At 42.7% G+C, this 12452-nt stretch carries 11 protein-coding genes; 7 read left to right on the top strand and 4 right to left on the bottom strand.

The window, feature by feature from the left end:
* Positions 1-52: 52 nt before the first annotated feature.
* Positions 53-2245 carry a S9 family peptidase gene (locus ACRD6K_RS12950; protein ID WP_430973575.1) on the bottom strand — a complete coding sequence of 731 codons (2193 nt, stop codon included), beginning with the start codon at positions 2243-2245 and terminating at the stop codon, positions 53-55.
* Between the two features lie 205 nt (positions 2246-2450).
* On the opposite strand from ACRD6K_RS12950, the gene ACRD6K_RS12945 reads away from it, so the two are divergent.
* The 5 genes from ACRD6K_RS12945 to rplT all read left to right on the top strand — a co-directional run bounded on the left by ACRD6K_RS12945 (position 2451) and on the right by rplT (position 6879).
* A complete protein-coding gene (locus tag ACRD6K_RS12945) occupies positions 2451-3518 on the top strand; it encodes a DUF6588 family protein (protein ID WP_430973574.1) in 1068 nt (355 codons plus the stop codon).
* A gap of 161 nt (positions 3519-3679) precedes the next feature.
* Positions 3680-5629: a threonine--tRNA ligase gene (thrS, locus tag ACRD6K_RS12940; RefSeq protein WP_430973573.1), complete on the top strand. Its 1950-nt coding sequence runs from the start codon at positions 3680-3682 to the stop codon at positions 5627-5629.
* Between the two features lie 60 nt (positions 5630-5689).
* On the top strand, positions 5690-6211 hold the full coding sequence (gene infC / locus ACRD6K_RS12935) for a translation initiation factor IF-3 (RefSeq protein ID WP_299580154.1): 522 nt from the start codon (positions 5690-5692) through the stop codon (positions 6209-6211).
* Positions 6212-6238: 27 nt separating this feature from the next.
* A complete protein-coding gene (gene rpmI, locus ACRD6K_RS12930; RefSeq protein WP_299580157.1) occupies positions 6239-6436 on the top strand; it encodes a 50S ribosomal protein L35 in 198 nt (65 codons plus the stop codon).
* A 98-nt stretch (positions 6437-6534) separates the two neighbouring features.
* The gene (gene rplT, locus ACRD6K_RS12925) at positions 6535-6879 is read left to right on the top strand and encodes a 50S ribosomal protein L20 (protein WP_299580160.1); all 345 of its coding nucleotides are present in this window, start codon (positions 6535-6537) and stop codon (positions 6877-6879) included.
* Between the two features lie 63 nt (positions 6880-6942).
* Here the strand turns inward: rplT and ACRD6K_RS12920 are convergent, their stop codons facing one another.
* Positions 6943-7941, bottom strand: coding sequence for a Gfo/Idh/MocA family protein (locus ACRD6K_RS12920; RefSeq protein ID WP_430973572.1), 999 nt, complete (start codon positions 7939-7941; stop codon positions 6943-6945).
* A 116-nt stretch (positions 7942-8057) separates the two neighbouring features.
* Positions 8058-8594 carry a 3'-5' exonuclease gene (locus tag ACRD6K_RS12915; RefSeq protein ID WP_299580167.1) on the bottom strand — a complete coding sequence of 179 codons (537 nt, stop codon included), beginning with the start codon at positions 8592-8594 and terminating at the stop codon, positions 8058-8060.
* Between the two features lie 200 nt (positions 8595-8794).
* Between ACRD6K_RS12915 and ACRD6K_RS12910 the strand changes: the two genes are divergently transcribed.
* Both ACRD6K_RS12910 and argS read left to right on the top strand, forming a co-directional pair.
* Positions 8795-10099: an OmpA family protein gene (locus tag ACRD6K_RS12910; RefSeq protein WP_430973571.1), complete on the top strand. Its 1305-nt coding sequence runs from the start codon at positions 8795-8797 to the stop codon at positions 10097-10099.
* Between the two features lie 116 nt (positions 10100-10215).
* Positions 10216-12009, top strand: coding sequence for an arginine--tRNA ligase (gene argS, locus ACRD6K_RS12905; protein ID WP_430973570.1), 1794 nt, complete (start codon positions 10216-10218; stop codon positions 12007-12009).
* Between the two features lie 305 nt (positions 12010-12314).
* On the opposite strand, the gene ACRD6K_RS12900 is transcribed toward argS, so the two are convergent.
* On the bottom strand, positions 12315-12446 hold the full coding sequence (locus ACRD6K_RS12900; protein ID WP_430973569.1) for a hypothetical protein: 132 nt from the start codon (positions 12444-12446) through the stop codon (positions 12315-12317).
* Positions 12447-12452 lie beyond the last annotated feature (6 nt).

Here is a 12452-nt window from a genome sequence, read left to right as displayed (position 1 = left end):
TTCAAAGAAAAAAAGCTGTTGTTCGTAACGAGCAACAGCTTTTTGTTTGAGCTTATTTTAAATTTCTTTTCAGAAAATCAGTCATTCGTTGATAGAGATGCATGCGGGTATTTCCACCGTAAATGCCGTGATCGCGGTTGGTGTAAATGGCCATGTCAAACTGAACGCCGGCCTGCACCAAGGCTTCCGACATTTCCATGCTGTTTTGCAGATGAACATTGTCATCGGCTGATCCGTGAACCAATAGCAAGTGTCCGGTAATGTCCTCGGCGTGATTTAGCGGAGCATTGTCCTCATAGCCATCCGGGTTTTCCATTGGGGTGCGCATAAAACGTTCGGTATAAACCGTGTCGTAAAATTTGAAGTTTGAAACCGGGGCAACTGCAATTCCGGCTTTAAACAGGTCTCCTCCTTTTTCCATGGAAAGCAAGGTCATGAAACCGCCATAACTCCATCCCCAAATGGAAATGTTGTTTTTGTCAACATAGGGAAGTGTTGTCAGGTAACGAGCTGCTTCAACCTGGTCGTCGGATTCGTATTTCCCCAATTGCATGTAGGTAATTTTTCGGAAATCCTGACCACGGGCCCCCGTACCACGAGGATCGACACAGACCACTAAGAAGCCTTCCTGGGCCAGGTAATTGTACCAGCTTACCGACCATTCATCACGCACTTGCTGCGAATTAGGACCACTGTACTGGGTCATTACCACTGGGTATTGTTTTGATTCGTTGAAATTCAACGGTTTAATCATCCAGCCGTTGAGGCTGATACCTTCCGAAGTTTCAAAACTGAAAAAAGTTTTTGGGCTGATGTCGTATTCAGCTACTTTTTGCTTTAGCTCGTTGTTGTCTTCCAGCACCCGAACAAGCTTGCCACTGTTGTCATACAAGCTGAATGTTTTGGGTGTTTCCAGGTTGGTGAATTCATTGATGAAATACTGAAATCCACTGCTGAAGGTAGCTTTGTTGGTTCCTTCTTGCTGGCTTAACATGCCTTGTTTTTTACCATCGAGGCTGGTGTAATAGATCTCGCGCTGCATGGGCGATTTTTTGGCAGCCTGGTAGTAAAATATTTTTTTCTTGTGGTCGAAGCCATAAAAGTCGGTTACATCAAATTCGCCTTGCGTAAGTTGTCTGACTTCGAAACCTTGACGGTCGTATAAATAAAGGTGCGAGTAGCCATCGCGTTCGCTGTTAACAACAAAGTAGTCGTTGTTGGGCAGGAAAATGAAGTCGTCTAAAAAGTCTTCCGACAGGTAGCGCTCATTCTTTTCAGAATAAAACAAACGGCTGTCTCCGGTAAATGGGTTGGCAAAAAGAATGTTGATTTCGTTTTGCCGTCTGTTTAAGCGGAAAATGGCCAGATCGTTGGCATCTGCGGTCCATTTGATGCGGGGAACGTAGATGTCGGTTTCTTCTCCCAAATCAACTTCAACCTTGGTTTTCGACTTGATATCATAAGCAAACACGGAAACCACGGAGTTTTTTTCGCCGGCTTTGGGGTATTTGTAGACGTACTCTCCCGGATAGGTTTCATTTTTACTCAGGGCAGGGGATTTGCCTTGAAATTTTTTCATGCTGTACTCTTTAACCTCCGTTTCGTCAAAACGAATGTAGGCCAGGAATTTGCTGTCGGGCGACCAGGCAAAAGCTTTGCTGAAGCTAAATTCTTCCTCATACACCCAGTCCGGAACTCCGTTGATGATTTCATTTTTCTTACCATCTGTCGTCACCTGGTTTTCTGTTCCGAAACGCAGCGTTTTTATAACCAGGTTGTTGTCGCGCACAAAGGCAATGCGTTCGCCATCGGGCGAGAAAGTGGCTTCTTGCTGCTTGCCTTTTGCCGACAGTTCCACAAGCTCTTCAGTCACTGAATTCCAGACATAGTAATTGGCCTTGTAGGAATGGCGGTAAATGTTTTCTCTTTCAGTAGTTAGTAGAATTTTAGTTTCGTCAAGACTGAATGAATAGGCTGAAAAATATTTGATCGGCGCGTTTTCTAACTTGTCCAGATCAAAAACTGTTTCAACTTTTTTTCCATCTTTGTAGTTGTATTTGACAATCTGTTTATTATTCTCCAGGACTGTGTAGTAAAGTCCATTGGCTGAGGAATAAAGTCCGTTTACTGATTTTTGGTTAAAAGTATGCTGCTGATAAAAATCGGCAAGCGTCAATGTTTTCTGCGCGATGGAAGGCAATCCAAGGGTCAGAAAAAGGAAGAAAGAAAATACAAACTTATGCATGGTAATATTTATTTTTAGCCGTCAAAGCTTTGTTTTTTTTTTGAAAAAAGAAAGTTGATAATAATAAAAGTTTGGGAAATAGGTCCACGATATTACAGAATAATTACAACGGACTTCCCTGCGAATTTATTGGGTGAAGACGGAACGATGTGTAAAAACGAAAACTTAAATAGCAAGATTAACACCAATTTTATTTTTATTCAAAATGAGAAAATTACTTGTATTACTTAGCTTGACTGCCCTTGTCTCGGTGGCTTCGGCTCAGTCTGATGTTGTGGAGTACCTGAAAGCTGGACCGGAAGATGCCAGCATGTTAATTCAGTCTTATATGAACCCATTTGCTCAGTCGTTGGGCGATGGTTTGAACAATGGCTGGTACTATACTGCTGAAACACATAAGCGCTTTGGTTTTGACTTTTCAATGAGCGTGAGTGCGGTTAAAGTTCCGGGATCAGCAAAGGCATTTGATTTGAGTCAGTTTAGTTTTAACAACATTGCCTTGGCTGATCCTTCAAATTCTATGGCACCAACTATTTCGGGAAACGACGCTCAAGGGCCAACGCTAAATGTCTTGAATCCGCTGGATAAGAGTCAGGTTCTGTATAGCTTCAATGCTCCGGGCGGAACTGAAATTGACATTGTGCCTGTTCCTGTTGCTCAGTTGGGAATTGGTTTGTTACCTCATACCGACGTGTTGGTTCGCTACGTACCCGAACTTAAGTTTAACCTGGAAGACGATAGTGATGAAGAAACCAAAGTTGGTATGTTTGGTTTGGGGGTAAAACATAGTTTTAAAGACTGGATTCCGGGATTGAAACACCTGCCGTTTGATGCTGCTGTTTTTGCATCTTACTCAAACATTACAGCCAATACCGGAATCTCGTTTACGCCTGAGGATTACGATAGTCGCTTAGCTGACTTAAATACCGGGCAGTATGAAAATCAGGAATTAGATATTGAAACAAACACGAAAAAGTTTGGATTGATTGTTTCCAAGAAGATTGCCATTTTAACCATTTTCGGAAGTATTGGAAACAGCCAAAGCAGTTCAAAAGTGGACTTGTTGGGGACTTATCCTGTTCCTAATGACTTTAATAATGCCGGGCTGTCTTTTGAAGATCAGGTCGATCCGATTAAATTGCGGTTCGAGTCTTCAAACCTGAGTCTGGATGCTGGTTTGCGCCTGAAACTGGCTTTCTTCAATATTTTTGCATCGGTTAATAAAGCAGAGTACACCTCTTACAATGCCGGAATTGCACTTAGCGTACGGTAAGCAATATTGAAATTTAGATTTCTGTAAAAGAAAAGAAAGGGGGGCTGAAAAGCCTCCCTTTTGTCGTTTTTAGGTATGGAAATAATTGGTTAACACTTGTCACAGTCAGCGAATAATACTTATCTTTGCAGCCTGAAAATAAAATCCATAATTCGATACTGATGATTAAAATAACATTACCAGATAACAGTGTTAGGGAGTTTGAAAGTGGAACTACCGGCCTTCAGATTGCAAAGGCAATTAGTAACCGTTTGGCTAAAGACGTTTTAGCAATAACGGTGAACGGTTCTGTTTGGGACTTGAACCGACCCATTACAGAAGATGCCCACATTCAACTGCATACCTGGGACGACCGTGAAGGAAAAGAAACTTTTTGGCACTCTTCGGCTCACTTAATGGCTGAAGCCATTGAAAGTTTTTACCCGGGAACAAAATTTGGTATTGGACCAACTGTTGATACCGGATTTTATTATGACATTGACTTGCCGGAAGGAAAACAACTTTCGGATAAAGACCTGGATAAAATTGAAAAGAAAATGATTGAGCTGGCTCGTCAGAAGAATGAGATTGCCCGGACGGATATCTCAAAAGACGAAGCCCTGAAATTGTTTACCGATAAAAATGATGAGCTGAAGCTGGAATTGATCAGCGAGCTGGAGGACGGAACCATTACCCTTTACAATCAAGGCAGCTTCACAGACTTGTGTCGTGGGCCGCACTTGCCCAACACCAGCTACATCAAAGCTGTAAAGTTAACATCGATTGCCGGAGCATATTGGCGCGGCGATGAGAAAAACAAAATGCTGACCCGTGTTTATGGGGTAACTTTCCCGAAACAAAAACTGTTGGAAGAGTACCTGGTACTGTTGGAAGAAGCCAAGAAGCGGGACCACCGGAAGATTGGCAAGGAAATGGAACTGTTTACGTTTTCGCAGGAAGTAGGGCAGGGCTTGCCGATGTGGTTGCCCAAAGGTGCCATGTTGCGTCAGCAGTTGGAAGATTTCCTGAAGAAAGTACAAAAGAAATTTGGCTACGAACAGGTGATCACCCCGCATATTGGAGACATCAATCTGTATAAAACATCGGGGCACTATGCCAAGTATGGAGCCGATTCATTTCAAACCATAAAAACACCGGCTGAGGGTGAAGAGTACATGCTGAAACCCATGAACTGCCCCCACCACTGTGAGTTGTATAAGTTCAAACCTCGCTCGTACAAGGATTTGCCGGTTCGCATGGCGGAGTTCGGAACGGTATACCGTTACGAGCAAAGTGGAGAGTTGCATGGATTGACTCGTGTGCGTGGCTTCACCCAGGACGATGCCCATATTTACTGTCGTCCGGATCAGTTGAAGGATGAGTTTAAAAAGGTGATTGATATTATCTTCATCATTTTTAAAGCCTTGAACTTTGAAGATTATACGGCCCAGATTTCATTGCGCGATCCGGAAAAACCGGAAAAGTACATCGGCTCGTCTGAAAATTGGGATAAGGCCGAACAAGCCATTATTGAGGCTTGTGAGGAAAAAGGATTAAACACCGTTACAGAATTGGGCGAAGCTGCATTCTATGGTCCCAAGCTGGATTTTATGATTAAAGATGCTTTGGGCCGAAGCTGGCAGCTGGGAACCATTCAGGTTGATTATAACTTACCCGAACGATTCAAACTTGAATACATTGGGGCTGATGATAACCGTCATCGTCCGGTGATGATTCACCGTGCACCCTTCGGATCAATGGAACGTTTTGTGGCGGTACTGATTGAACATACGGCCGGGAAATTCCCCTTGTGGTTAACACCCGATCAGGTTGTCATCTTGCCAATTAGTGAAAAATATAATGAATATGCCGAAAATCTTTCAAGTTTTCTAAATAATTCCGATATTCGCAGCTTAATTGACGATCGGAATGAGAAGATCGGTCGTAAAATCCGGGATAACGAGTTAAAACGAATCCCGTATTTATTAATAGTCGGTGAGAAAGAAGCTGAAACCGGTTGTGTTTCTGTGCGCAAGCAAGGCGAAGGCGACCAGGGAACAATGACCAAAGAAGCTTTTTCTGAATTCATCGCTAAAGAAGTAAAAGAACAATTAGCATCATTTTATAACTAAAAAGAATAGGAGGTTTTTCTTATCGCAATAAAAAAACGCCCATATCGAGGAGGACGAAGAGTGGACACGGCTCCACAGCATAATATCAATCAGCGTATCCGTGCACAGCAGGTGCGCCTAGTTGGTGATAATATCGAGAACCAGGGAGTTTATTCCTTGTCAGAAGCGCTTAAAATTGCCGATGAACTGGAACTTGACTTGGTTGAAATTTCACCGAAAGCAGATCCTCCGGTTTGTAAAGTTATAGACTACAAAAAGTTTCTTTATCAGCAGAAAAAGAAGCAAAAAGAAATGAAAGCCAAGGCTGTGCAGGTGGTGGTTAAAGAAATTCGGTTCGGACCGAATACCGATGACCACGATTTTGAGTTTAAGTTAAGGCATGCTGAGAAATTCTTAAAAGAAGGTGCAAAAGTAAAAGCATACGTGTTCTTTAAAGGTCGTTCGATCCTGTTTAAAGAACAAGGTGAGATTTTGCTTCTGCGTTTTGCCACTGAATTGGAAGAACTTGGAAAGGTGGAACAATTACCTCGCCTGGAAGGGAAAAGAATGACCATGTTTATTACACCTAAAAAGAAGAAATAATATTCTTCGAATATAAAATTTAGAAAGATGCCAAAAATGAAGACCAAATCCGGCGCAAAAAAACGGTTTAAATTAACCGGCTCCGGAAAACTGAAAAGGAAGCATGCTTATAAAAGTCACATCCTGACTAAAAAAAGCACGAAGCAAAAGAGAAACCTGACCTACTGGGGAACGGTTGACAAAGCTGACGAGAAAAATGTGAAGCTGATGCTTAACATGAAGTAATCAAATCCTTTTTCAATTTTATTTAGAGTTTATAACAGAGGGTATTAGCTGTAAAGATCCCGGCTTTTGGGACGCTAACCACTCACAAATTTAAGATTATGCCAAGATCAGTAAATCACGTAGCATCTCGGGCTCGTAGAAAAAAAATCCTCAAGCAAACTAAAGGTTATTGGGGTGCCCGTAAAAACGTTTGGACAGTAGCAAAAAACGCTCATGAGAAAGCATTGGTTTATGCTTACCGTGACCGGAAAACCAAAAAGAGAAACTTCCGCGCATTGTGGATTCAACGTATTAACGCTGCAGCTCGCCAGGAAGGCTTGAGCTACTCTCAGTTAATTGGTTTGTTGAAAAAGAACAACATCGACATCAACCGTAAGGTATTAGCTGATTTAGCCCTGAACCAACCTGCTGCTTTCAAAGCTGTAGTTGATAAAGTGAAGTAAGTAAAAATCACAGGTGCAATAAATATTGGAAAACCTCGCAAATCGCGAGGTTTTTTTTTGTGCTTAATCGAGCGTAATCCATTGCCTATTTTGTGTGCTTTCAACCAGCCCATCAATCACTTTCATGTTTCCAATGGCATCTGTTAGAGGCGTTGGAACGGTGGTGTTTTGAAGGATAGCCTGCGAAAAAGCATCACCTTGCAAGGTGTATTGATCGACCGGAGGAAAGGTAAACGCTTCTGTTTTTTCCCTGGTGCGTAGTGTTATCTGAGTAGATGCGTCAGGAGGGGCATTGACTGGAATTTGAATGCAGATGTGGCCCTCGTCTCCGAATATATTGGTTTGCTGAAATGGGATAAGCTGTGTTGAGCAGGTAAAGCTGGCTGTTTTCCCCGAAGGGAACTGAAGCATCCCCATGGTTAGGTGATCGGTTTTCATAACCGGATCAAACTCCATGTGCCCGACCACCTGCACAGGCTCTTCCTCAAAGATAAACCGGGGAAAGGAAACGCAATAGCAGCCGATATCCATTAAAGCCCCACCGCCAATGTCAGCCTGGTTGCGGATGTTTTGCGGGTCGATGTTGAAATAGGAAAAAAATGACTGCATGGTTTTGACCTCTCCAATAGCTCCGTTTTTGACCAGTTCAAATACTTTTTCCCATTGCGGATGAAAGCGATACATGAATGCTTCCATCACTTTCAAATTCGCGAAATTTTTAAGAGCTTCAGCCAGTGCCTGGGCTTCTTCTGTATTCATCCCAATAGGCTTTTCGCATAGTACATGCTTGCCGGCTTCCAAGGCTTTCATGGTCCAGTAAACGTGCATGTGGTTGGGCAGCGGATTGTAAATGGCCTCAATTTCCGGGTCCTCTAGCAGTTCTTCATACGAGCCATAATGTTTGACAATGTCTAAATCATGTGCTGCCTGACTGGCCTTTTCGAGGGTGCGTGAAGCAATGGCTGAAACTTCGCAATACTGGCTTTTTTGGAGGGCGGGAATAACTTTCTGCAAAGCAATTTTAGCCGTACTTAAAACGCCCCATTTAATTTTTTGAGTCATGCTGTTGGTGTTAAATTATACTCATTGGTCGGATTATTCATCGCAGACAGCTGACAAGTTAGGGAAAAAGAAATGTGGATGAAAGTATTTTCCGAATGGAGTTTGTGGTTTTAAAGCTAGAAAAGCGTTTGCTGGATGTTTCCTCCGGCAGGGGGCTGAATGTGTTTTTGAAGAATGATTTCAAACAACTTTACGGTTGCAAGAGCATCTCCGCCCGCGCGGTGTCTGCCGTCAATACGGATGGCCAAATCATCGCAAAGATTACCAAGCGAGTAGGAGGGATGCCCGGGGAGATACTTCCGGCTTAACTTGACGGTGCACATGGTTTTGCGGTTGTACTCATAGCCTAACCGCAGGTATTCTTGCTGAATAAAGCGATAGTCAAAACTCACATTGTGGGCCACAAAAGTGGTACCTTGAGTGAGTTCCACAATTTTCTTGGCGATTTCATAAAACTTGGGGGCAGTCGCTACCATTTCATTGTCGATACCGGTGAGTTTTGTGATAAAATAAGGAATGTGACATTCCGGGTTTACCAGGCTGACAAATGAGTCGACAACTTCAGTTCCGTTATGAACATAGATCGCAATTTCTGTGATTTTTCCATGTTGTGCGCTCTGCCCGGTTGTTTCGATATCAACAATACTAAACAAGTTTTCCTCTTTTTTTGGTGAAAATAATAAAAATGCTTTAGTTTTATTAAAATTTTAATTTGAATGCCAATTTCAGGTTTACAAGATACATACAGCATTGGGGAAATTTGGGAAAAGTCTTTCTTTAACTGGTCGGTTATGATAAGTTTTGTGAACTTTGGCAGCATCATCAATCGAAAATCAATTAATTACATTATACTATGAAACGGATAATTTTAATGTCTTTCTTTCTTTGTATTGGACTTATGCTCCATGCTCAAACCGCCGAAAAGAAATGGGCTGTAGGCCTTGGTGGCGGAGCCTATTACGGCAATACAAATGAAGGGATTGGCTTGATGACTGAGCTGTACTTCAGTCGGTACTTAAGCCCGTCGTTTGATTTGATTCTGCTGAATAACCTTGGATTTTACAACTCAGAAGTTAAAAACCCGCTTGACATGGGAACTGGCTTCTTGAATTTAAGATACAAATTGAATAACGGCCATATTTTTGAAGAAAACAGTGCCGTACAGCCTTATCTTTATGCTGGTCCGGGATATATTTATGATAATTCAACTGAAGGGATTAACTGGGATGCCGGCTTAGGATTTAAATTCCCATTAAGTCCCAGTGTGTCGTTGTTTGTTGAAGGAGGCTTTGTGGAAGGCTTACGTGGAGAGAAAGCCGTGGAGGAAGGAACCTACACCGAAAGCTTTTGGAGAGGTACAGGTGGTATCGAAATTAGCTTTGGCAAGTCAAAAGACTCCGATAGAGATGGGGTGCCCGACCGCAAAGATGATTGTCCGAATACCCCGGAGGGGGTTGCAGTTGATGAAACTGGTTGCCCTGTTGACAATGACAATGATGGTGTGCCTGACTACAAGGATGACTGTCCGACGGAGGTCGGTGATATTGCCTTAAATGGTTGTCCGGATCGTGATGAGGATGGTGTGCCGGATAAAGATGATGCGTGTCCGGATACAGAAGGTCTCAAAGCCTTGAACGGTTGTCCGGATGCTGATGGTGACGGAGTTGCCGATGCCGATGACCAATGTCCGGATACGCCCAAAGGGTATAAAGTCGACGCAAAAGGTTGTCCGTTTGATGCGGATGGAGACGGTATTGTAGATGAAGAAGACGAATGTCCGCAGGAAGCTGGCATTTCCGAAAATAATGGCTGTCCGCTTAACACCGACTTTAATCACATTCTATTTGATTTTGACAAGAGCAATATCAATGCAGCGGCGATGGACGAACTTGATGCCATTGCGCAGCTAATGAAAAATAATCCGGAAATGACCATCAGCATCTCAGGACATGCCGATGAAATTGGATCTGCAGCTTACAACATGGGCTTATCCGAAAGAAGGGCGATTGCTGTTCGCAAGTTTTTAATTGCCAAAGGAATTGCTTCGGAACAGGTTGCTGACGTGAAATGGTTTGGAAAAACAAAACCGGTTGCCCCCAACGACACCGAGGAAGGTCGGGCTAAAAACCGACGTGTGGAGGTTGTTGTTGATAAATAGCCAATCAACTGTTTTACATAGAATGAAAAAGCCTTGCGAAAGCAGGGCTTTTTTGGCTTTTTAAAGAATAAGCTTCGGGCAGAAACTATTATCTTTGCCATTCAAAAAAATAGACTATGCATATTGACCAAATTATAAAAGAGAAAATTGTTGAAGCTGTAGATTCACTCTATGGTCAGAAAATAGAGGCCGATTCAGTACAGCTCCAAAATACCCGGAAAGATGTTGAAGGAGATGTAACGGTTGTCGTTTTTCCTTTTTTAAGGTTCTCCAAAAAATCGCCCGAGCAAACGGCTGAGCAGTTAGGCGAGTACCTCAAGGAACAGGTTGACCTGATTGATGATTTTTCGGTCATCAAAGGTTTTCTAAACCTGCTTATTTCAAAAAACTACTGGTTATCAGTTTTGGAAGATGCTGCCAATAGACCTACTTTCGGGTTTAAGGCAGCCGATGAGAATTCGCCGCTTGTAATGGTTGAATATTCTTCACCAAATACCAATAAACCTTTGCACTTAGGTCATATTCGTAACAACTTGTTGGGTTTTTCAATTGGCGAAATCATCAAAGCGAATGGTAACAAGCTAGTAAAGACTAACATTGTAAATGACCGGGGAATCCACATTTGCAAGTCGATGTATGCCTGGAAGCAATGGGGCGAAGGAAAAACACCGGAAAATACAGGCATTAAAGGCGATCACCTGGTAGGCGATTTTTATGTGTTGTTTGATAAGCACTACAAGCAGGAAATCAGTGAGCTGCAGGAAAAAGGCCTGAGCAAAGAAGAAGCCGAGCAACAGGCGCCTTCGATTGTCGCTGCGCGCGAAATGTTGCTGAAGTGGGAAGCCAAAGACCCCGAGGTGATCGAATTGTGGGAAATGATGAACCAGTGGGTGTACGACGGATTTGATGTGACTTACAAAGAACTGGGCGTTGACTTTGATAAAATTTATTACGAATCGGACACTTACCTTGTTGGAAAAGAGGAGGTACTAAGAGGATTAAAGGAAGGAATCTTTTACCAGCGCGAGGATCAGTCGGTTTGGGCTGATTTAACCGCTGATGGATTGGATGAGAAAATTCTTCTGCGGAGCGATGGTACTTCGGTATACATGACCCAGGATATTGGTACGGCTAAATTACGTTTCAACGACTATACAATTGACAAAATGGTTTATGTTGTTGGAAACGAGCAAAATTACCATTTTCAGGTTTTATCTGTTTTGCTGGATAAGCTGGGCTTTGACTGGGGAAAAGGACTGCATCACTTCTCGTATGGAATGGTGGAACTGCCTCACGGAAAAATGAAATCGCGCGAAGGAACCGTGGTGGATGCCGATGACTTGATGGCTGAAATGATTGAAGTGGCACGGAAAACTTCCGAAGAACTTGGTAAGCTTGAAGGCTATACCGAAGCGGAACTGGCCGAAACCTATAAAACCATTGCTTTGGGCGCCCTGAAATATTTCATGTTGAAAGTGGACCCCAAGAAAAACATGTTGTTTAATCCGGAAGAATCGATCGACTTTAATGGAAACACCGGACCATTCATCCAGTATACCTATGCCCGTATTCGTTCGGTTATCCGGAAAGCTGAGTCCAATGGTATTCAATTGAACAAACAACTGGCTCAAGCCATCTCGCTGTCAGAGAAAGAACAGGAATTAATTAAGTCGATCTCGCTGTTCCCTGCCGTTATCAAAGAAGCTGGCGATGCATACAGCCCGGCAGTAATTGCCAACTACATCTACAGCCTGGTCAAAGAGTTTAATCAGTTCTATCATGATCATAGCATTTTGGGTGAAGAGGATGAAGCTGTTCGAAACTTCCGTTTGGTGCTTTCGCAAACCATTGCCAATGTGGTGGAGTCGGGTATGAAGCTGTTGGGAATAAACGTGCCGGAGCGCATGTAAAGGAAGAAAATAAAAAAGGGGGTCAGAATTGACCCCCAGCTTTTTACAAAATTGCGATTCGTGAAAAAGGGACTTTATTTTCTCGTTGACACAAGCAGCTTTTATGCTCTTTGATTAAAACGGCCCGGTCATAACTAGTGAGCGAATTAAGATATGCGATTCTTTCTGGAAGACTTAATTGCCGGATATGTTTGTAGGCACATGTTTCTGTTTCCTCCTTCATGGGGCAACCAAATACAAGTCCGTAATAATATGAGTTTTCCTCTTTCATCCCAGCATTTAACTTTAAGATCCATTATAAGAACCTACACCTCTTTATCCTGTTTTCGGGGAAAAGGTAACCCAGGGAACTCCACTTTTTTTTTATTTTGTTTTAAAAATTTCTCTTTATTTAATTTTTGTATTTTTGCAGCAGCTTGAGAATTAATCACTATCATTACTAA

The sequence above is a fragment of the Sunxiuqinia rutila genome, assembly GCF_050589705.1.
Taxonomy (GTDB): Bacteria; Bacteroidota; Bacteroidia; order Bacteroidales; family Prolixibacteraceae; genus Sunxiuqinia; species Sunxiuqinia rutila.
The sequence above is the reverse complement of the archived record's forward strand: the minus strand, read 5'-3'. Positions and strand labels throughout refer to the sequence as shown.